Here is a 22,150-nt window from a genome sequence, read left to right as displayed (position 1 = left end):
TCTGAAAAGCAAACAATGCGTTGAGGCTGTATCGTTCAGGTTGCAGAACAATAACCACACATCTGCAACCTGAACGACGGCAAATTAATCAGTACTGCCGGGCCTGTCCGATATGTTCCTCAAGCATACGCGCTATCGCCTGGATACGTTCGCTACGGGATACCTGCGCCCCACCAACGCGCCACCAGCTCAGGTACTTATGCACCATCGTTTTGGGAAGCACTTTTATGTCTATCAGCGTACTCACGGTCTGTTTACGAGCATCTTCCAACGCTTCATGCAGTTGTTCAATGGTGGTGACGCGATAGCTTTTACAGCCATATCCTTCAGCGATGCGAGCGAAATCGACCGGGATAAACCCGCCTTCCTGACGACCGCTCTCCTGCTGATGGAAACGAAACTCGGTGAAGTAACTGTCCATACCGTGTTCCATTTGCAGATTATTGATACAGCCGTTGGTCATGTTATCGAGCAAAATGACGGTAATCTTTTTCCCCATCTGGACGGAAGTGACCAACTCAGAGTGCAGCATCATGAACGAACCGTCGCCCACGAAGCTGTACACCTCGCGTTCCGGCTGCGCCAGCTTGGCCCCCAATGCGGCATTGACTTCGTAGCCCATACAGGAGTAGCCGTACTCGACGTGGTAATCATTCTCGCCGCGGCTTTGCCAGACACGCTGGAGGTCGCCCGGCAGGCTGCCCGCCGCCGCCACCACCAGCGCGTTTTCCGGCAACATCCGGTTAAGCACGCCCAACACGCGCGTCTGGGTCAGCCACGATCGCGTAATCTCATTAAACTCTTCAAACACCTTTTGAGTATCCATATGATCCTCAATTTCAGGTTTGAAGCCCTCTCCGCTATATTCCACAGCATAGACGCGCTCAACTTCCGCCATATATTGCGAGCGGACGCGGTGAATAGTCTCACCCCATTGCGAAGCATAATGCTCCTGGGCCAGCCGTTCGCTAAGCTGCGTCAGGGCGACGCGAGCGTCACCCTGCATCTGTACGCCATCCAGCTTGAAGACATCAAAGCGGCTAACGTTGATATTTAAGTAGCGCACGTCGGGATTCTGGAAGATCCACTTTGAGGAGGTGGTGAAATCGGTATAGCGCGTCCCCACACCGATAATCAGATCGGCTTCCTGCGCCAGCAGATTCGCCGCCAGTGAACCGGTTTCGCCAATCCCGCCGACGTTCAACGGGTGTGCAGAACTGAGCGCTCCCTTGCCAGCCTGGGTTTCAGCAATCGGCAGATGACAGCGTTCGGCAAATCTCAGCAGCGCCTCTTCAGCCTGCGAATACTTCACTCCCCCACCGCAAACGATCAGCGGCCGCTGGTGGCGGCGAATCAGCGCAACCGCCTCGTTCAGCATCGGCTCCGTCGGCGCGTGACGCTCAAGACGATAGACCCGGCGAGCGAAAAAATAATCCGGATAATCCCAGGCTTCACCCTGCACATCCTGTGGCAGGCAAAGCGTCACGGCCCCCGTATCCGCCGGATCGGTTAACACCCGCATCGCGCTGATACAGGCGCTCATTAGCTGTTCCGGACGCGTAATGCGATCCCAGTAGCGGCTAACTGCACGGAAAGCGTCATTGGTGCTCAGCGTCAGATCGTGTTCTTGTTCAACCTGTTGCAAAACCGGGTCGGGTTGACGAGATGCGTACACATCGCCCGGCAGCAAAAGCAGTGGAATACGGTTAGCCGTCGCGGTCGCCGCTGCGGTGATCATATTGGCGGCCCCTGGCCCCACTGAGGAGGTGCAGGCATAAATCTGATGGCGACGCATCTGGCGGGCAAATCCCGTCGCGATATGCGCCATTCCCTGTTCGTTACGCCCTTGATGAACGCTAAGTTGGCCACAGTCCTCTTCCAGCGCTTGCCCCAATCCGACGACGTTCCCGTGGCCAAAAATGGCGAAAATCCCTTTTACAAATTTGATTTCGCTGCCGTCTACGTCGATGTACTGATTATCAAGAAAGCGCACCAAAGCCTGCGCCATGGTCAACCTGATTGTTTTCATGTACCCCACCTGCTTTTATCAACCGTTCGGCTGTCGTTGCCTGCTTATGCATCGCTTCAGCCCCAAAAACACAGAGACTTATCATAGGATCAAAATTTCCGTTCTCACAATTATATGGAATTTATATTTCATTTATGGGAAGGAGATCAAAAAACGGTTAAAAAATTTCGCCATTCAGGCGTGTTTTTCATGAAAATGAAATTTATCTTCCATGCGCTCTTAAAATAAATAACACATTTATAATCAATCAATTAAAACAAAAAACACAACAAAAAACGATCATGCCCGTTGCCCGGAAATGCCATTTCTGTGATCTTGTTCAAACAATAAATGAAAACATTATTTCCATTTTTATTGAAAATGAAATCACCAAACCTTAGTATGGGCAAAAATAACACCGTCTTCTGTTAGGGGATATGTCAATGAATAAAGCAGTCAGTAGTGAGCAAAAGCCGCTGGACGTTATCTGTCTGGGACGAGTCGCCGTTGATTTGTATGGTCAACAAATCGGGTCGCGGCTGGAGGATATGACGACTTTCGCTAAATATTTAGGGGGATCGTCAGGCAATGTTGCCTACGGCACGGCCATTCAGGGATTACGTTCCGCTATGCTGGCCCGCGTCGGCGATGAGCATATGGGACGTTTCGTTCGTGAAGAATTAAACCGCGTTGGTGTGGATACGCAGTGCCTGCTGTCGGATCGCGATCGTCTGACCGCGCTGGTGATCCTCGGCATTAAAGATCAGGACACCTTTCCTCTGATCTTCTACCGCGATAACTGCGCGGACATGGCGCTAACACCCGAGGATATCCGCGAAGATTACATCGCTTCTTCACGCGCATTAGCCGTCACCGGTACCCATCTTTCTCACCCCAATACGCGCGCCGCCGTTCTTAAAGCGCTGGAGTATGCGCAAAAACACGGGCTGCGGCGGGCACTGGATATCGACTACCGCCCCGTACTGTGGGGCCTGACGTCGCTAGGAGACGGTGAAACACGTTTCATCGCCTCATCACAGGTTACCGAACAGCTCCAGCAGGTATTGCGCCATTTCGATCTGATCGTTGGGACCGAAGAAGAATTCCATATCGCTGGCGGCAGTACCGACACGCTGACCGCCCTGCGGCGCGTCCGTCAGTTGACCCAGGCCGTACTGGTGTGCAAACGCGGCGCGCTGGGCTGCTCAGTCTTTGAAGGCAACATCGCCGATGACTGGTCGCAGGTGAAGATACATAGCGGCGTTCGCGTAGACGTTCTGAACGTTCTGGGCGCGGGCGATGCCTTTATGTCAGGACTGCTGCGGGGATACCTGAACGATGAAAGCTGGGAGCAAGCCTGCCGTTATGCAAACGCCTGCGGCGCGTTAGTAGTATCGCGCCACGGTTGTGCCCCCGCCATGCCAACCAAAAAAGAGCTGGACGACTACCTCGCGCGTGAACAATCCATCACCCGGCCAGACAAAGACCCGCGGCTGAATCACCTTCATCGGGTCACAACCCGTAAACAGCACTGGCCGGAGCTGTGCGTATTCGCCTTCGACCATCGCAAGCAACTGGTGGATATCGCAAATGAAGTCGGCGCCAGTGAATCCGCGATCCCCCCTCTGAAGATGCTACTGCTGGAAGGGGCGCGTCAGGCGGCGCTTGAGGCCGGTTTACAGAATAATAGCGGCATCCTTGCCGATACCACCTTTGGTCAGCAGGCGCTTAACGACGTGACCGGCCAGGGATGGTGGATTGGCCGACCGGTTGAGATGCCCGGTTCGTATCCGCTGAAGCTGGAACATGGCGATATTGGCTCTCAGCTTGTCAGCTGGCCACAAGAGCACGTCGTGAAATGTCTGGTCTTCTATCATCCACTTGATGCAGAGTCGGTACGTCTTGAACAAGAGGCGCTCATTGACGAGGTTTACCGCGCCTGCTGCCAGTCTGGTCACGATCTGCTGCTGGAAGTCATCTTGCCGCGCGATGCGGCAGACCAAAATGAGCAATACTATCCCCAGATTGTGGAACGTTTTTATCAACTGGGGATCCTGCCGGACTGGTGGAAACTGCCGCCGTTGAGCCCAGATCGTTGGCGAGAAATCAGCCAGCATATTGAGCATTATGACCCTGAATGTCGCGGTATATTGATACTTGGCCTGGACGCACCGGAAAGCGAGTTGAAGTCAGGATTCGCCGCAGCAGCGGATATGCCCTGGGTGAAAGGTTTCGCCGTCGGCCGGACCATCTTTGGCGAACCGTCACGCCAGTGGTTAGGCGGCCAGCTTAACGATGAACAGCTCATCGCAACGGTGAAACAAAAATACCGCATGCTTATCGACTACTGGCGCGAATACCGCCCGGCACGTTAATGCCTGCCTCATCACGCCCCGTGTCTGCATCGGACAAGGGGCGTGTTCAAGGACGATTCCATGCCAGCTCTCACACAACATTCCACATCGATCACGCTGTTTCGCATCAGCGCCGCGATGTTTCTCAACTATCTGACTATTGGCATCCCGTTAGTCATGCTGCCGCTGTACGTTCAGCAGCAGTTGCATCTGAGCGATCTGTTGATCGGTATCGCGGTAGGCAGCCAGTTTATCGCCACCTTGCTTACCCGGGGCGCCGCGGGTCGAAAAGCCGACACGTCAGGCGGACGTCGGACGGTTATCACCGGTCAGTTCTACTGCGCCGCATCAGGTCTGCTGATGCTGGTCAGTCTAATCGCTCACCCGGTTCCGCTGCTCGCATGGGCCATACTGATTGTTGGTCGTGTGCTGCTGGGCATCGGTGAAAGTTTCATTTTGACCGGTAATTTAACCTGGGGGATGTGGCTGGCGGGCTCGACCCACGCGGGTCAGGTTATTTCCTGGAACGGCATGGCGACCTACGGTGCGCTGGCTATCGGCGCGCCGCTGGGGCTGTCGCTTTACGCCAGGGCCGGCCTGGCGCTTCCGGCGCTCCTCGTCGTGCTGTTGCCGATCATCGCCAGCGGAGTCATCTATGGCATTCCGGGGAATATCCCAACAGCCCGTCCCCGCGTGCCAGTGCTACGGGTCGTCGGCCTGGTGTGGCGGCCCGGAACAGGGCTTGTGCTCCAGGGCATTGGTTTTGCCACCCTAAGCGCGTTTACCGCCCTCTGGTTCAACGAGCGTCACTGGGATAACACCGGTTTTGCGATGACGCTGTTTGGCATTGCGTTTATCGCTGTCCGCTTTTTCTGCGCCAAATTTCCCGACCGTTACGGCGGCGCCACGGTCGCAACCTTTTCACTACTGGTAGAGGGGACCGGACTGGCGGTAATGTGGGCCGCTCCGTCAGCAGGCGCTGCGCTGATTGGCGCGGCGATTACCGGCTGCGGCTGTTCGCTGATGTTCCCATCGCTGGGCGTAGAGGTTGTGCGCAGAGTGCCACCGGAGATTCGTGGTACGGCCCTCGGCGTCTGGTCAGCGTTTCAGGATCTGGCCTACGGATTTACCGGACCAATAGCGGGCCTGCTGACGCCGTTTATCGGCTATCAGCAGGTCTTTCTTCTGGCCGCGGCCTGCGCGCTGCTGGGCGCGGCGGTTGTCCATCTCCTGCTGCGGCAACATTAAGCTGTTAAGAAGGGGCGAGTCTTTTCCGCCCCTATCGCAAAGACTTCGCTGGCCGCCATCTGCCAGTAGCCAGGGTTAAACAGTTCCAGCGAACAGATCCCCTCATAGCCCTTCTGCACTAGCTCATGCGTGATCTCATGCAGTGGGATCACGCCGTTGCCAGGAAACAGACGATGGCAATGCTCCAGCGTTGCCAGCGGCAGATTATCGGCGTCATCAATATGGTAAACGAAGATCTTTTCCACAGGGATCTGGCGAAGCGTGGTCAGATCCCGCCATTGATCGTGCAGGTAAAGATTAAAGGCATCGACGACCAGCCCGACGTTACTGCGATCGACCGCATCTACGATCTCCATCGCCATGGCAAGACTGCGCACACAGCATCCTGCGGAACCGATCGGCTCAAAGGCCAGCCGCATCTGGCTTTCTTCCGCCACTGCCGCCATCTCGCGCAGACGCTTCACTGAATCTTTCACCGTTTCCCCTGGCGGAAAATTTCCCCCCTGACGAATGGTGGGCACCACAACCAGACAATCCCCCCCCACCACTGAGCCAGCATGGCAGGCGAAAGCCAACTGCCGCCGTTTCTCCGCCCAGCTTTCGCTATCACAAAACGTAATGTCTTCCAGCGAATTGTAGCCCCAGGGCTTAAGGTGGCCGACGGCAAAAATGTCTGCCAGCTCGCTTAACGTATGTTTCTGTAACCACTCCTGCAACATATCCAGACGGATTTCGATGTAGTCATAGCCAAAACGTTCCGCCAACACAACATCCTGTGCCAGCGTGGAGTTTCGCATACAGGTCGCTTCATTAAATCCCAGCTTCATCATTCAGATCGACTCCTGCCGCCATAGCAACGTACTGGCGCCTGACGGCGGCAGCGTTAACGCGATCTCTTTATCGCCATCCAGCACCCGACAACGCCTTTCCTGGACATCGCGGTTATACACCACCAGCACACGCTCGCCGTCGGGATTCACAAATCCCACCTCTTCCAGAAGATTATCGTAACTTGAAGAAAGCATGACCCTCGCCCCCGGACGCACATAGCGGCAGAAGTGGCCAATACCATACCAGGAGTGGTTACGCCGCAGCACGTCGTTTTGCGCATCGTATTGAATGGGCGCTTCACACAGATTACCCTGATGATTCGGCCCCCCCTCACTGTTCAACAGCAGATTCCAGTCGATAAACCCGCTACAACCCGATTTGAAATTACCAATCATGTCATGGAGATAGGTATGCCAGTGGCGAATCTGGCTACCGGCATCGCTCTCCATTGGCACACAGCCTTCGGAAAACAGGAGTTTTTTATCCGGCAGGCACTGGGCCAGATACTGTATTTGCGAAAAATGGTCGCCGGTATACCAGTGGAATGCCAGCCCGTTAATTCCCTTATAATTAGCTTCGTCAGCAAAGGCGAGTTCAGCCCAGTCCACCAGGCCATCTTTATCGTGATCCCAGATATAGATCTCCATCTCATCCATACCCTGCCGGGCGAGGCGCGGACGCAGATACTGCACGGCAAAGGCTGTCTCCTCTTCCACGCTATACAGACAGGAGTCCCAGGTTTTTACCGCCACCGGCTCATTCTGCACGGAGAGCGCCTGCACATTAATGCCGTGGCGGCGGTATTCCAGCAGGTAGTTGATAATGATATCGGCCCAGTCGGCGTAGCATTCGCGCCGCAGCTTGCCGCCACCGTTCATATCGTTATTAGTTTTCATAAACGCCGGCGGACTCCACGGCGAAGCCATCAGCTTCATATGTGGATTTAACCGCAACGCCCCGGAAATCAGCGGTATTAAATGCGCTTCATCGCGGGAAAAGGAGAGCCGTCCCTGCTGCAGGTCAGCGCTGGAATCGACATACGCGTAATTGCCCAGGGAAAAATCACAGCTCTGAATTGGCATCCGCGCCAGAGTGTAATTATGTTCCTGAGCAGAAAAATAAAGGGAAAGAAATTGCGCCTTCGTCTTTTCGCTCATGCTGTTGAATACCACGCCCGCACCTTCGGTAAAGCTGCCGCCGAATCCGTCAATCTGCTGTAACGTGTGGCGCGGTAAGACGCTGATTAATTCACTGCAATCACGCTGACGATGCGAAAAAGAGACCGCACGCTCAACAAGGAATTGCTGACGATACGGATCGGAAGAGATGAGTCTGCCTTTCATAGGGAAGTTCCGGATAAAAGAAGATAATAAATTGTGATATGCCGGATAGGACGCTTAAGCATCGCTATCCGGCAGAAGGTTTTAATACGCGGAAGGTTTATTTGTAGAAATCAGGTTTTGAGGGTAATTCAACAATCTCGGTATTCCCTGTTTCCTGAGACTTCACGCAGGCATCAGCGGTAACCGCAGCCAGATAACCATCCCATGACGTTGGGCCTGCCGGCGGCAATCCTGCGTTCAGGCGATCGAAGAAATCCTGGAACTCAATGTCGTAGGCATCAATAAAGCGCTGTTTCCAGTCAACCAGGATGTCGGTGCTATACTTCGCCGCTTTCCGTACCGCGGCGCTGGCGACGGTTGGCAGCTCCGCCATTCCTTTCTCGCCGGTAACATCGCAGTGAATGTCGTAGCCATACTGGCAGTTCACAAACACTTCAACCACAATATTGATGCCGGAGGTGGTTTCCATTACAACCAGCTGCGGATCACGCAGAGTGGTCACCAGGCTGGACTGACGCGGGAAGTAAACCTTAACGGTTTTATAATCTTCGTTAAGCAGCCAGTGCATAACGTCAATTTCATGAATCAATGTTTCATAGATAGCCTGTGGCGTTTTGTATTCTGGCACCGTGCTGGCATTGTAATGACGTCCATGAACCATTAATGGCTGACCGATTTCGCCGCTGTCGATAATATTTTTCAGCTGAACGTAACCTTTGTCGTAGCGGCGCATAAAACCAATCTGCACCATGCGCTTACCATTTTTCTGCTCTGCTTCAATCACACGCTGACAATCCGCAGCCGTCACCGCTAACGGTTTTTCGCAGAAAACATATTTGTTAGCATTTAGCGCGGCAACGGCTACATCGGCGTGCGCCTCATTTGATGCGGTAATGATGACCACTTCAACGTCTTTATCATTAATCAGATCGTGATAGTCATTATAATCTTTGGCTTCGATCGCATACTTATCCAGCGCCGCCTGAGCCCTACCCGCGACGATATCACATACGGCAACAACCTCTACACCCGACACGGTGTTGGCCAGACGTCTTAAGTGATCGGAGCCGATCATGCCGATACCTACAATACCTGCTTTTAAAGTCATTTTCTGTTTCCTTTTCAATTAAAGATAATTTTTCAGTAACTCATCAATATGCTTTTTACCTTTTTGCGCATATTCCAATGGGTTATATTTCTTAGGATCCTGCTCGGCCTCAACAACAATCCAGCCAGAATATTGATGCCCGACCAGATAAGCTAATACAGATTTAAAATCAATATTTCCATCGCCGGGGACGGTAAACACACCATCAAGGAAAGAATTGAGGAATGATTTCTTCGCGAGGCGACATGCTTTGAGTTTTTCATTACGCACATCTTTAAAATGAACGTGTTTAATACGATCAAAATGTTTACTCAGTAGCGGCATGACATCGCCGTCAGAAACATATATATGCCCGGTATCAAACAGCAGATGTACAAATTGCGGATCGGTATTCTCCATGAGTCGATCCACTTCTGGCAGAGTCTGCACACCGGTGCCCATATGATGATGGAAAGCGAGCTTCAGCCCGTGCGCATTGGCAATTTTCCCAAGCGCATTAAGTCCTTCGCATAAAAGCTGCCATTCGCTGTCGCTGAAGTTAGGCTTCTCTGTATAAACGCACTTATCGATAATGCCTTGAATACTATAAGTTTGTTCAGAAACAACGGCGACATATGCATGTATTGCCTGCAAATAAGCACAATGCTGTTCAAAAGCATTCATCGCAGATGCAATACCATCGCGAATAATAAAGGAAGAAAACCACTGGCCCGGTATTTCCAGTCCGCGAAGCATTAACTCTTTATTTAACTCAGCAGGATCCTGCGGATAACAACCGCCAACTTCCGTCCCGGAAAAACCGGTGAGCGCGGCATCACTAAGTATTTGTTTATATGTATTTTCTTTACCAATCTCAGGAATGTCATCATTGCGCCAACCGATAGGCGCAATCCCCAACTTAATGCTCTTTTTTACATTGTACATGTTGCTGGCTCCCACTTAATGAAACGCTTTTACTGCATACCGCGATGCAAATTAACCTTTGATGGACAACATATTACTTTTTGTAGCCTGAAAAACTTTATCTATCCTGGTTGAAGAAGTGGGATAAATGCGTCAGGTATCACAAAAAAATCATCACTCTTTAATGATATTGCCAGACTTTTCGCGCTATAGATAAACGCATAAAATATACCGACAAATAAAAATGGCCGCAGTATTGCGACCATTCTCATGACGATTAAATTTTAGCAAGAATTAATATTCAAATAATAAATAATTAGCTTTACGATAGTCCTTGCGATATTGACCGGGCGTTTTCCCCACTTTATTTTTGAAGTAATTCTGAAAATGACTAAGGTTGCTAAAGCCAACACGATAGGCAATAGAGGTGATCTTTTCGCGCCCGCCTTCATCCGTGGTTAGTAACGATTGAGCCTCCCCCAGCCTACGTTTTATCAGGTAATCCATCGGTGAATAACCATAGCGGCGTTTAAATTCATGGGAAACATAATAAGGACTGACATTAAATTTCGTCGCCAGTGTATCCAGCCGAATTGGCTCATAGAAATTGCGATCAATATAGGATTTTATTGAATCAAGTAAATTTTCATGGCGCTGTATGGCATCGTTACCTGTGCGTAATAAGACATTTCCCTCAATGTATTTGAGTACTACCTGGGTCAATAGCTGCGCCATTGCTGGCCCTTCTACCGCATGCTGATTAATAACGGTAAACACGGAGCTCATCAGTTTTTCCACCGTCGCATAATGGTGATACAGCGGAATAACCGGCACAATATCATCCGGTATTAGCGCATTCTCACGTAGACCCGGACACGAAATATTGTTAATCCCACAACAAATAGTGCCAATTGGTCGCCCGCTTTCCAGATACTCATCATGCACCACCTGGCTGTTATAAATGACCAGGTCGCCTTTACGAACCGGGTAGATGCGATCGCCAATGAAATACTCCCCGTCTCCTTCGGTGATAAGAATCAGTTCAACGGTCTGTGGGTGCATATGCATGAACCGGACAAACGGACCATTGCTCTCACTGACCTGACTCACATACGCCAACTGGGGCTGAGCCTTATTCTCTCGTTCTGAAGGACAGAAGCACAAGCGCATGATTTACCCTCCAATATCCGAAACTGTGGTGCCGAAACACCTCTGAAATTTGAATTTTTATACCACACCAAATGAAACAAAAATGCTATATAGATCATAATTTTTTCCAAATCTTTCCTCGTCACAACAGACAACCATTGATACCACACCAAATAAAAACAATAAAAATCAATAAGTTAATTAGATTTTTGATTTCTTACTGCACATACTCTCGTATAAAAATCAGCCGTCAAATTTTCAAAATAAAATTTCATAAAAATAAATTTGAAATTTTTAATCCTAAAATTTACATTGAATACGGTATGCGTTTTAGGCTGAAGATAACCAGGTTTTCCTGTGACCGCTCAGTCAGAACGTCGTCAACATCGGTTTAAGAGGATAAAAAAGAGATGGAAACAGTCGGCAATTTTATTCATGGTAAAACGACACTGAGCAGCAGCGGCGAGACGCTACCGGTGACTAATCCGGCCACCGGTAAAGTAATTCGTCAGGTCACCCAGAGCACCCGAGAGGAGATGCTGGCGGCAATTCAAAGCGCACATGAGGCTTTTCCGGCATGGAGTAAAATGACTCCGCTACGCCGGGCACGTATCCTTTTTGAATTCAAAGTATTACTGGAAAAGCATCGGGACGAACTGGCGGCGCTGATCGTCAGCGAGCATGGCAAGGTCTGGTCAGATGCGCTTGGCGAACTGACGCGCGGCATAGAGGTTGTCGAATTTGCCTGCGGGATCCCGCACCTCAGCAAAGGAGAGTACTCCTTTAACGTCGGCTCAGGCGTTGACAGCTTTTCATTAATGCAGCCGCTTGGGGTTGTGGCAGGCATCACACCGTTTAACTTCCCGGCAATGGTGCCTATGTGGATGTTCCCGGTTGCTCTGGCTTGCGGCAATACCTTCGTCCTGAAGCCGCCTGCACTGGTGCCGTCCGCATCGTTACGTATGGCGCAGCTTCTGCAGGAGGCTGGCCTGCCGGACGGCGTGTTTAACGTTGTTCACTGTGGCAATGAGGCGGCTAGCCTGTTGACCAGCGACCCTCGCGTACAGGCCGTCAGCTTTGTCGGTTCCTCCGCCGTCGCGGAACATATCTATACCACCGCCAGCGCCCATGGCAAACGCGTACAGGCCTTCGGGGCCGCCAAAAATCACGCAATCGTCATGCCGGATGCAGATCTGGACGCCACCGTCAACGCCATTATGGGCGGAGCATTTGGTTCCGCGGGCGAACGCTGTATGGCGCTGCCGGTAGTGGTCGCGGTGGGCGATGAAACGGCGGACCGTCTGATCGAACGCCTGAAACCGCTGATTGCGGCGCTACGTATCGGCCCGGGAGAGCTGCGCGGCAAAGATGAAAATGAAATGGGCCCGGTTGTTTCACGTGCTCATCAACAGAAAGTGTTGGGTTACATCGACAAAGGAGTTAGCGAGGGAGCAACTCTGGTCATGGATGGCCGCAACTATAGCGTGGCGGGATATCCTGAAGGCTTTTATGTCGGCGGCACTCTGTTTGATAACGTCACGCCTGAGATGACCATCTGGCGTGAAGAAATTTTTGGCCCGGTTCTCGGAATTGTGCGCGTCCCGGATTATGCCACCGCCATTAGCACGGTAAACTCCCATGAATTCGGCAACGGCAGCGTGATTTTCACCACCAACGGTCACTATGCGCGCGAATTCGCCCAGTCGGTTGAAGCTGGGATGGTCGGTATTAATATTCCAGTTCCGGTTCCGATGGCATTTCACTCTTTTGGCGGCTGGAAGCGCTCGGTGTTTGGCGCCCTGAACGTCCATGGGCCGGATGGCGTGCGCTTCTATACCCGGATGAAAACCGTTACCTCGCGTTGGCCGAACGGACAGCAGATCGTATCGGAGTTCAGTATGCCGACTCTCGGTTAATACGCTTTCAGGAAGGAGAAGATTATGGCCAACTTGCTGAGTACCTGTACCTCTGAGTCGGGAAATATCCAACACATTTCCCCTCAAAATGCAGGCTGGGAGTATGTCGGTTTTGATGTCTGGCAGTTAAAGGCTGGAGAGTCGATAACCCTGCCGTCCGATGAGCGTGAACGCTGTCTGGTGCTGGTTGCCGGGCTGGCCAGCGTTAAGGCCGCCGACAGTTTTTTCTATCGGATTGGTCAGCGCATGAGTCCGTTTGAACGCATTCCGGCTTATTCGGTTTACCTCCCCCATCATACGGAGGCGAAAGTGACAGCCGAAACCGACCTTGAGCTGGCCGTATGCAGCGCGCCGGGATTCGGAGAGCTTCCGGTACGTCTGATCTCGCCACAAGAGGTCGGGGTAGAGCATCGGGGAAAAGGGCGCAATCAGCGCCTGGTGCATAACATCCTTCCTGATAGCCAGCTCGCCGACAGCCTGCTAGTCGTTGAAGTGTACACTAATGAAGGCGATACCAGCTCCTGGCCCGCGCACAAGCACGATACGGCAGTTGAAGGCCAGGAGACCTATCTGGAAGAGACGTACTATCACCGTTTCAATCCACCTCAGGGATTCTGCTTACAGCGCGTCTACACCGACGATCGCAGCCTGGATGAATGTATGGCGGTCTATAACCGGGATGTAGTGAAAGTACCTAAAGGCTACCACCCGGTTGCCACCATCGCGGGTTACGATAACTACTATCTGAACGTGATGGCCGGCCCGCTACGAAAATGGCGTTTCACCTGGGAAGAGAACCACGCGTGGATTAACTCACCAGACTACCCGCGATAACACTTCGTTGAGTGGTACTTTGCCAGCCGTCCTCTGCGGCTGGCTTTTTTATTCAACTCTGCGCCACACACGCTCATAAGATCGCTATCCGCCTTCTCTTAAATTATTTCCCTGTTTTGTATATAGCGTATTTACGGCACGGCCTCCACCAGGAATACGCAATAAAATAATGATGCAGAAGAAGACTTACCCTATTTGCCGATATTATTATGGATCAAGTAGTTACGTAGAGGTGGTAAACACTGGGGAGGTTTCAACAGGGTATATCCTGTGCGCACTCGTGGAGGGAGTAAAGGTTGTGTAACCAGCGGAGAATATCTCTGGATATTCTCCGCTAATATTGGAGAGGTATCAGGCTATTACATCGCGACGTTTCCCCTGAATTTCACGCAGCTTGTTCTCGGCCAGCCGTTCAATTTCTGTTAGCGGCACCCCTTTTGTTTCCGGCACATAACGAGAAATAAAGACATAGCAGACCAAATTAAAGACGACAAAAATCCACATCGAGAAAGCGCCGCCGAAGGTCTCCTGCAGCCAGGCGTTATCATTTATGACCGGGAACAACAGTGAGATGAGGAAGTTGGCTATCCACATCAGGCTCACCGCCAGCCCCATCCCAAAACCTTTTATCTTTTCAGGGAAAACCTCAGAAATCAGTACCCATGCGCCAACGCTCCAGCTGACGGCAAACAGCAGCATAAAAAACAGGATGCCAAAGATGGTAATGTAGCCTGTATCGTGGGTGTACAAACCGTATGACGCGATCAACAGGCCGACAATTGAGCCGATGGTACCAATTTTCATAATCGGTATACGGCCATAGCGGTCGAACAGGATCATGCCGATAAAACTGCCCACCACATTACATACCGCGATAAAAATGGTCTGGAACATAACCACTTCGGTACTGCTGTTCTGCAACACCAGCGGCGCATAATAGTTCATTACGTTAACGCCTGTGAACTGTTGCAAAACGGCGATACAGCATCCAACCAACAGAATATAGCGGAGCACCGGCGAGCTTTTCAGGTTGGTGCGTTCTCCCCCGGCGACGTTGTCCTGTGGACGTACGGTTTCTTTCATGCTGTCAAAAATAGCGGCCACATCTGTGGCCGTTAATCCACTGTAGATCCGGGTAAGCACCTTTATCGAACGGGCTTGGCTGCGGTTGTTACGGGCGCACCATGCCGGTGATTCGGGTAGGAAAAGCGTAATCGCTAACATCGCAATGGAGGGTACCACTTGGGCAAAAAGCATAGTCTTCCAGCCCTGGGAAACCAGCACATCAGCAGGCATTCCTTTTGCTATCAGATAGTTGACTATAAACACGATAACCTGGCCAGATACCACGGAGATATTGTAAATGCCCAGCGCTTTGCCGCGAATTTCAGCAGGCGCCAGTTCAGACATATACATGGTGGATGCCGTTCCGGCCATCCCAACCGCAAAACCACACACAATGCGGGAAAGGGAGAAGATCATGAACGATTCACTCATCGCCGCCCCTAAGGAAGAAGCGATAAAAATGATCGCAATGATCAGAAGCGCAGGTTTACGCCCCAGTTTATCGGCAATTTTTCCACCGACCAGCGCGCCGATGATACAACCAATCACGATACTGGAAACGGCCCATCCGGTCTCGGTTGGCGTCAGTTGGTAATACTGCTGTAAAGGCAATACCACCCCGGTAATCACCGCCGTTGAATAACCAAACATCAATCCAGCCAGCGCCGCAATACAACACAGGACGTACACATAGGCCGAATTGTACTTACTTCTCTGAGACATAATCCCTCCCTTGCCTGTTGAGGAAACAACACACCAATGAAATTTTTCATTTTATTTTTGCATTCATTAGAAGAAAAATTCCATGCAAAAGATCACGAAATGGAGATATTCCAGGAAAGAACAAAAAGTACGGCCCCTGACAAATTGAGTTCAGGCATTGTCACGAAAGCAATAAAATCAAGTAAATTCATCAATATAAATGAAAGCACTGCGCAAAACGCAGCATCTTAACGATAAAAAACGCCAGGATTATGAAATTCGAAATGTGATACCCATAACAAAACATAAGTTTCATTATTGATCGTTTTGAAATTAAAACATAGGTTGTGAAACGAGAGTTCTCAATAGCTATAAGATCGTCGGCAGAGCTACGGCAATGACCGACATAAGATGAATTTGTCTATTTGTTCACTAAATTCAAACAGATAGATGAAGTTTATTCTGGAGATAATCTACCTATGTCCACATCAGATAGTTGTTATAATACGGGTTACATATTACGCATCTGCGCGATTGCCGCACTGGGCGGAATATTATTTGGCTACGATACTGCTGTTATTTCAGGTGCAATTGGTTCACTGACCAGCTACTTTCATCTATCTCCTGCTGAGACCGGCTGGGCGGTTTCCTGCGTTGTGGTGGGGTGCGTTATTGGTTCGTTTAGCGCCGGATATTTATCTAAACGTTTTGGACGCAAGAAATCATTGATGGTTTCAGCGCTGTTATTCACTATTTCCGCAGTGGGCACCTCCCTCTCCTACACGTTCACCCATTTTGTGATTTATCGCATTATCGGTGGACTGGCAGTCGGCCTGGCGGCAACAGTATCACCGATGTATATGTCTGAAGTCTCACCGAAAAACATGCGCGGCAGAGCATTAAGTATGCAGCAGTTCGCTATCGTTTTCGGTCAGATTCTGATCTTCTACGTTAACTACAAAATAGCATCGATTGCAGCGGATACCTGGCTCATTGAACTTGGCTGGCGCTATATGTTTGCTGCGGGTATTATTCCCTGCATTTTGTTCTGTATTTTAGTCTTTTTAATCCCGGAATCTCCCCGCTGGATGATGATGATTGGTCGCGAGGAGGAGACGCTAAAAATACTGACCAAAATATCCAACGAAGAACATGCCAGACATCTTCTTGCCGATATAAAAACCTCACTGCAAAATGACCAACTAAACGCCCATCAAAAACTCAATTACCGCGACGGGAACGTGCGTTTCATCCTGATTCTGGGCTGCATGATCGCTATGCTGCAACAGGTAACAGGGGTTAACGTCATGATGTATTACGCGCCAATCGTCCTTAAGGATGTGACCGGTAGCGCCCAGGAGGCCCTGTTCCAGACAATCTGGATCGGCGTGATTCAGCTTATCGGTTCCATTATTGGCGCAATGATTATGGATAAGATGGGGCGTTTGTCGCTGATGCGTAAAGGCACTATTGGCAGCATCATCGGCTTGTTGCTCACCTCATGGGCGCTGTACAGCCAGGCAACCGGTTATTTCGCGCTATTCGGTATGCTGTTCTTTATGATTTTCTACGCGCTTTCCTGGGGCGTGGGCGCATGGGTGCTTATTTCTGAAATATTCCCTAACCGGATGAGGTCGCAGGGAATGAGTATTTCGGTTGGATTTATGTGGATGGCAAACTTTTTAGTTTCGCAATTCTTCCCGATGATTAATGAAAACCCGTATTTACTTTCGCATTTCCACGGCGCATTTCCAATGTGGATATTCGCCATCTGCTGCATCTTCAGTTACTTCTTTATCTGCCGTTACCTGCCGGAAACAAAAGGCATTTCGCTGGAGAAAATGGAGAGCGTAGTGTTAGCAAAACGCAGAAAAAAACTGCAGCCAATTCAAACCGAACGTTATTCTGATTAAGTTTCACCACAATGCCGATGATCGCTAAATACGATCATCGGCTTGTTTTTTTACTCCGTCGCCAGCGCCAGTGAAACCGCTAACGTTTGCGCCAGACACATGGACGCGACCTGAGAACGGAAACCATCGACCTGCGCTTCACGTACCACAAAACAGACTTCACTGAACGCTGCCAGCGGGCTGACCTGGCTATCGGTTATCGCAATATGGTGCGCACCGCGTTTCGCGCCAAGCTCGACTAATTCCACCACTTCCTGCGCGTAAGGCGAGTAGCTGATGGCAATAACGACATCGTCGGGGCTGACCATACTTAGCTGTTCAGAGAACATTCCGCCAATACCGTCAATTAAAAATGCCCGTCTCTCCAGATGACGCAATGCGTAGGTTAAATAACTGGCCACGCTAAACGAACGACGTAATCCAATCACATAAATATTGTCGGCTTTCGCTAACAGATTGACCGCCGCATCCAACTGCTCATTTTTAATCTGCACCGGTAATTGTTGTAATACCTGTGCATTCACCATTGAAAATAGCTTCAGAATTTCACCCGGCTTTTCCGGGGTAGGTTCCCCTTCATCCGCATTTTTCTGTCTGAACAGACGCGCCCGCTCGGTATAGCTTACTGTTTCCTCCATCAGGTGCTGGCGAAATACCTGTTTCATTTCATTAAATCCGCTAAAACCAAACGCATTAGCAAAACGAATCAGTGTCGAAGGGGGAACATCGGCATGTTGCGCGATGGAAGCGACCGTGTCAAAAGCAACGCTATTACTGTTATCCAGAATATACTGAGCAACTTGTTTAAGACGTTTGCTAAGGCTGTCATAGCGACTGCGGATATCATCCTGCAGTAAGGAAAGTTGAGTTTGATGTTTAGACATGCATGATACTCTAATAGAACGAAAATTTCGTAAATAACCATATTAGCACAAATGAACTGAACATACAGTTAACAACATTCAAATTGCGCTGTGGTTACCTTCAGTACAGAATTTGCTGGCGGGCTGGGTTCTGAGCAATCTGAATCTGACCGCATAAATGCGACAGGATCAGCATTGTTATGACTGGACGATGCCCGCAGCCAGGCGGCATCGCAAACGTTGAAAGGCAGAAGATGACGTTTATAAATCACGAAACCTTCATCTGTTATTGCGAACTGGCTCTTTTCGTCCCGCATACGGCAACCGGCGGAACACTCTTAGTGTATTACACTGATTACTTTAAGGATATGCGTCTACTCTTTTTCAATACTGAGCGGCAAATGATTTTTCAGTATTGCTTTAACGTCTCCCGGCGAGCGGAATGCGCTTTCGATGGCAAGATGCCCCATATAAAACAGCCAGCCACAAGGCTGGCTGACCGCATAGTCATTTAATACGCTGTTACGTTCTGAGCTTTTTTCGCCAGCCCATCCAGCAATTTCTGATGGATGCCGCCGAAACCGCCGTTGCTCATCACCAGGATGTGATCGCCAGGCTGTGCGGTTTTCACCACCATTTCCGCCAGCGTATCGACATCTCCACTCCAGTGAGCAGGCTGTACGCAGGCTTCGGCGACTTCCGCCACTTGCCACGGAATATGCGGCGGCTGCAGCAGGAACACTTCATCCGCACGCCCTAACGACGGCGCCAGGTCATCCTTGCATAACCCCATCTTCATCGTGTTAGAGCGCGGCTCCAGCACTGCGATAATGCGCGCGGTGCCGCCCACTTTACCGCGCAGCGCCGCCAGCGTGGCCAGAATTGCCGTCGGATGGTGAGCAAAATCGTCATACACCGTCACGCCGTTCGCTTCACCGCGTAGCTCCAGACGGCGGCGGGCGTTAATAAATGACCCCAGCGCACTGGCCGCTTCTGCGGGCGCGACGCCCACGTGGCGCGCGGCGGCAATCGCCATCAGCCCGTTGTGCATGTTATGTTCGCCGACCAGGCCCCATTTCACATCGCCGACTTTTTCGCCGTCCAGCCACACTTCCCACTCGGAAGCATCCGTAGTCAGCTTCTTCGCCTGCCAGTGTCCCTGCTCGCCCACCAGCTCCTGCTCGCTCCAGCAGCCCAGCGCCATGGTCTGTTTCAGGTTGATGTCGTTTTCCGGCCAGATGATGCGCCCCTGCCCCGGCACGATGCGCACCAGATGGTGGAACTGCTTCTGGATCGCTTTCAGATCGTCGAAGATGTCGGCATGATCAAACTCAAGGTTGTTGAGGATCAGCGTCCGCGGGCAGTAATGCACAAATTTAGAACGTTTATCAAAGAACGCGCAGTCGTACTCATCCGCTTCGATAACAAAGAACGGGCTCTCGCCCAGGCGCGCGGAAACCTCAAAGTTGCCCGGTACACCGCCAATCACAAAGCCCGGTTTGTACCCGCACGCTTCCAGTATCCAGGTCGCCATGCCTGCGGTCGTGGTTTTGCCGTGGGTACCGGCGACCGCCAGTACCCAGCGATCGCGCAACACAAAGTCGTGCAGCCACTGTGGACCAGACATAAAGGGAATGTTTTTTTCCAGCACCGCTTCCACGCACGGATTCCCGCGCGTCATCGCATTGCCGATAATCACCAGATCCGGCTGCGGATCGAGCTGGCTGGCGTCATAACCCTGGATCAGATCAATGCCTTGCTTCTCAAGTAAGGTACTCATCGGCGGATACACATTGGCGTCCGAACCCGTTACTTCATGACCAAGCGAGCGAGCCAGCATCGCCAGCCCCCCCATGAAAGTGCCACAAATTCCCAAAATATGAATGCGCATACGTCACTATCCTTTTTTTATCTGCGAGCCATTTTACGCACATGTCTGGCAAGTGAGAAACGCATTTCAGGTAAATCTGTACTTTGCTGGCGCGATTCACCTGAGCGCATCATCTGAAATGTTTGTTAAGATTGTTACGGTCGCTTTACTCCAATCAATTGCAGGGAAAGTGTTATGAAAACGTTAGGTGAATTTATTGTCGAAAAGCAGCACGAGTTCTCTCAGGCTACCGGTGAGCTCACTGCTTTGCTGTCGGCAATAAAATTGGGCGCCAAGATCATCCACCGCGATATCAACAAGGCCGGTCTGGTCGATATCCTGGGTGCCAGCGGTGCTGAGAACGTACAGGGCGAGGTTCAGCAGAAACTCGATCTGTTCGCGAACGAGAAACTGAAAGCTGCACTAAAAGCGCGCGATATTGTAGCGGGCATCGCATCGGAAGAAGAGGACGAAATTGTCGTCTTTGAAGGCTGCGAACACGCGAAATATGTGGTGCTGATGGACCCTCTGGATGGCTCTTCTAACATCGACGTTAACGTCTCTGTCGGTACGATTTTCTCGATTTATCGCCGCGTGACGCCCGTCGGCACGCCGGTCACCGAAGAAGATTTCCTGCAACCCGGCAACAAACAGGTCGCTGCGGGATATGTCGTGTATGGCTCGTCCACCATGCTGGTTTACACCACCGGCTGCGGCGTACACGCTTTCACCTACGATCCGTCGTTGGGCGTGTTCTGTCTGTGCCAGGAACGTATGCGTTTCCCGGAAAAGGGTAAAACCTACTCCATTAACGAAGGCAACTACATTAAATTCCCGAATGGCGTGAAGAAGTACATCAAATTCTGCCAGGAAGAGGATAGTTCAACAAGTCGCCCTTATACCTCACGTTACATTGGCTCTCTGGTGGCCGATTTCCATCGCAACCTGCTGAAAGGCGGCATCTATCTCTACCCCAGCACCGCCAGCCATCCGCAGGGAAAACTGCGTCTGCTGTATGAGTGCAACCCGATGGCGTTCCTCGCAGAACAGGCCGGCGGCAAAGCAAGCGATGGTAAAGAACGTATTCTGGATATCATTCCGGAAAGCCTGCACCAGCGCCGCTCGTTCTTCGTTGGCAACCGCCATATGGTTGACGATGTGGAACGCTTTATCCGCGAATACCCGGACGCGTAATCTTTACCACCATGCGGAATAACGCATGAAGCCGCCATTGGGCAATAACATGTCCGATGGCGGCGTTGCCTTATCAGGCCCGTGATTTTTCCGGTTCTTAACCTTTGTCGTTTATGCTCCGCAACGACGCGCCAGATGAGGCGGAAACGAAAACAAGCGAAGACTTTCGGCGTGAGTTGGCTATAATACTCGCCACTTGTTTGTCATAAATTCAAAGGAAACAGACATGAGCTTACTCAACGTCCCGGCGGGTAAAGAACTGCCGGAAGATATCTACGTCGTTATCGAGATCCCGGCTAACGCAGATCCGATCAAATACGAAGTTGACAAAGAGAGCGGCGCGCTGTTCGTTGACCGCTTCATGTCCACCGCGATGTTCTATCCGTGCAACTACGGTTACATCAACCATACCCTGTCTCTGGACGGCGACCCGGTAGACGTTCTGGTCCCGACGCCGTACCCGCTGCAGCCAGGCGCCGTCATCCGTTGCCGTCCGGTTGGCGTACTGAAAATGACCGACGAATCCGGTGAAGATGCGAAACTGGTTGCCGTACCGCACACCAAACTGAGTAAAGAGTATGATCACATTAAAGATGTGAACGATCTGCCGGAACTGCTGAAAGCGCAGATCACTCATTTCTTCGAGCATTATAAAGATCTCGAAAAAGGCAAATGGGTGAAAGTTGACGGTTGGGACAACGCCGAAGCGGCTAAAGCGGAAATCGTTGCCTCCTTCGAGCGCGCAGCGAAGAAATAAGTTCGCTTTTACATAATCGTCAAGATAAAGGCTCTCATAGTAATGAGGGCCTTTTTATTGGCTAATGAATAGAACACAATTTTTATCATTAT

General features: G+C 51.0%; 18 protein-coding genes. 9 read left to right on the top strand and 9 right to left on the bottom strand.

Going from position 1 to position 22,150, the window contains the following annotated elements; genetic code table 11:
• Positions 1-88: 88 nt before the first annotated feature.
• On the bottom strand, positions 89-2,029 hold the full coding sequence (iolD, locus tag ACH0WD_RS18060; protein WP_000849475.1) for a 3D-(3,5/4)-trihydroxycyclohexane-1,2-dione acylhydrolase (decyclizing): 1,941 nt from the start codon (positions 2,027-2,029) through the stop codon (positions 89-91).
• A gap of 416 nt (positions 2,030-2,445) precedes the next feature.
• Between iolD and iolC the strand changes: the two genes are divergently transcribed.
• The gene (iolC, locus tag ACH0WD_RS18055; protein ID WP_014343940.1) at positions 2,446-4,383 is read left to right on the top strand and encodes a 5-dehydro-2-deoxygluconokinase; all 1,938 of its coding nucleotides are present in this window, start codon (positions 2,446-2,448) and stop codon (positions 4,381-4,383) included.
• A gap of 60 nt (positions 4,384-4,443) precedes the next feature.
• Positions 4,444-5,610 (top strand): MFS transporter, encoded by a 1,167-nt coding sequence (locus ACH0WD_RS18050; RefSeq protein ID WP_001111174.1) that lies wholly within the window; start codon positions 4,444-4,446, stop codon positions 5,608-5,610.
• Here the strand turns inward: ACH0WD_RS18050 and iolI1 are convergent.
• The 5 genes from iolI1 to reiD form a co-directional block, all read right to left on the bottom strand.
• Positions 5,607-6,440: a 2-keto-myo-inositol isomerase IolI1 gene (iolI1, locus tag ACH0WD_RS18045; RefSeq protein ID WP_000976927.1), complete on the bottom strand. Its 834-nt coding sequence runs from the start codon at positions 6,438-6,440 to the stop codon at positions 5,607-5,609. The genes ACH0WD_RS18050 and iolI1 overlap by 4 nt on opposite strands.
• Positions 6,441-7,784: a lysosomal glucosyl ceramidase-like type III secretion effector SrfJ gene (gene srfJ, locus ACH0WD_RS18040; RefSeq protein ID WP_000678388.1), complete on the bottom strand. Its 1,344-nt coding sequence runs from the start codon at positions 7,782-7,784 to the stop codon at positions 6,441-6,443.
• Positions 7,785-7,881: 97 nt separating this feature from the next.
• Complete coding sequence (gene iolG1 / locus ACH0WD_RS18035) at positions 7,882-8,892, bottom strand: inositol 2-dehydrogenase IolG1 (RefSeq protein ID WP_000172704.1); 1,011 nt, start codon at positions 8,890-8,892, stop codon at positions 7,882-7,884.
• 18 nt (positions 8,893-8,910) lie between these two features.
• On the bottom strand, positions 8,911-9,831 hold the full coding sequence (gene iolE / locus ACH0WD_RS18030) for a myo-inosose-2 dehydratase (RefSeq protein ID WP_012601329.1): 921 nt from the start codon (positions 9,829-9,831) through the stop codon (positions 8,911-8,913).
• A 258-nt stretch (positions 9,832-10,089) separates the two neighbouring features.
• Entirely contained in the window at positions 10,090-10,914 is an 825-nt protein-coding gene (gene reiD / locus ACH0WD_RS18025) for a myo-inositol utilization transcriptional regulator ReiD (RefSeq protein ID WP_000332219.1), read from the bottom strand.
• A gap of 122 nt (positions 10,915-11,036) precedes the next feature.
• Between reiD and ACH0WD_RS18020 the strand changes: the two genes are divergently transcribed.
• From ACH0WD_RS18020 to iolB, 3 genes are read left to right on the top strand one after another with little or no spacing between them, the layout of a single operon-like run.
• On the top strand, positions 11,037-11,339 hold the full coding sequence (locus ACH0WD_RS18020; protein WP_071591110.1) for a hypothetical protein: 303 nt from the start codon (positions 11,037-11,039) through the stop codon (positions 11,337-11,339).
• A gap of 15 nt (positions 11,340-11,354) precedes the next feature.
• On the top strand, positions 11,355-12,860 hold the full coding sequence (iolA, locus tag ACH0WD_RS18015; RefSeq protein WP_000450729.1) for a malonate-semialdehyde dehydrogenase IolA: 1,506 nt from the start codon (positions 11,355-11,357) through the stop codon (positions 12,858-12,860).
• A gap of 24 nt (positions 12,861-12,884) precedes the next feature.
• The gene (gene iolB / locus ACH0WD_RS18010) at positions 12,885-13,694 is read left to right on the top strand and encodes a 5-deoxy-glucuronate isomerase (RefSeq protein WP_000002010.1); all 810 of its coding nucleotides are present in this window, start codon (positions 12,885-12,887) and stop codon (positions 13,692-13,694) included.
• A gap of 351 nt (positions 13,695-14,045) precedes the next feature.
• Here iolB and iolT2 read toward each other — a convergent pair whose 3' ends face one another.
• Positions 14,046-15,482, bottom strand: a complete 1,437-nt coding sequence (gene iolT2 / locus ACH0WD_RS18005) for a myo-inositol import MFS transporter IolT2 (RefSeq protein ID WP_000083112.1) — start codon at positions 15,480-15,482, stop codon at positions 14,046-14,048.
• Positions 15,483-15,518: 36 nt separating this feature from the next.
• On the opposite strand from iolT2, the gene ACH0WD_RS18000 reads away from it, so the two are divergent.
• Both ACH0WD_RS18000 and iolT1 read left to right on the top strand, forming a co-directional pair.
• Positions 15,519-15,713 (top strand): hypothetical protein, encoded by a 195-nt coding sequence (locus ACH0WD_RS18000; RefSeq protein ID WP_000667716.1) that lies wholly within the window; start codon positions 15,519-15,521, stop codon positions 15,711-15,713.
• A gap of 227 nt (positions 15,714-15,940) precedes the next feature.
• Positions 15,941-17,374 (top strand): myo-inositol import MFS transporter IolT1, encoded by a 1,434-nt coding sequence (iolT1, locus tag ACH0WD_RS17995; protein WP_000107709.1) that lies wholly within the window; start codon positions 15,941-15,943, stop codon positions 17,372-17,374.
• Between the two features lie 50 nt (positions 17,375-17,424).
• Here iolT1 and iolR read toward each other — a convergent pair whose 3' ends face one another.
• The gene (gene iolR / locus ACH0WD_RS17990) at positions 17,425-18,258 is read right to left on the bottom strand and encodes a myo-inositol utilization transcriptional regulator IolR (protein WP_000033840.1); all 834 of its coding nucleotides are present in this window, start codon (positions 18,256-18,258) and stop codon (positions 17,425-17,427) included.
• A 490-nt stretch (positions 18,259-18,748) separates the two neighbouring features.
• A complete protein-coding gene (mpl, locus tag ACH0WD_RS17985) occupies positions 18,749-20,128 on the bottom strand; it encodes a UDP-N-acetylmuramate:L-alanyl-gamma-D-glutamyl-meso-diaminopimelate ligase (protein WP_001219833.1) in 1,380 nt (459 codons plus the stop codon).
• Between the two features lie 174 nt (positions 20,129-20,302).
• On the opposite strand from mpl, the gene fbp reads away from it, so the two are divergent.
• Both fbp and ppa read left to right on the top strand, forming a co-directional pair.
• Positions 20,303-21,301 (top strand): class 1 fructose-bisphosphatase, encoded by a 999-nt coding sequence (fbp, locus tag ACH0WD_RS17980; RefSeq protein WP_000853764.1) that lies wholly within the window; start codon positions 20,303-20,305, stop codon positions 21,299-21,301.
• Between the two features lie 226 nt (positions 21,302-21,527).
• Entirely contained in the window at positions 21,528-22,058 is a 531-nt protein-coding gene (ppa, locus tag ACH0WD_RS17975) for an inorganic diphosphatase (protein WP_000055079.1), read from the top strand.
• Positions 22,059-22,150 lie beyond the last annotated feature (92 nt).

This window comes from Salmonella sp. 2020_1395, assembly GCF_043848115.1.
Lineage (GTDB): Bacteria > Pseudomonadota > Gammaproteobacteria > Enterobacterales > Enterobacteriaceae > Salmonella > Salmonella enterica.
This window is presented reverse-complemented; position numbering and strand designations above follow the sequence as displayed.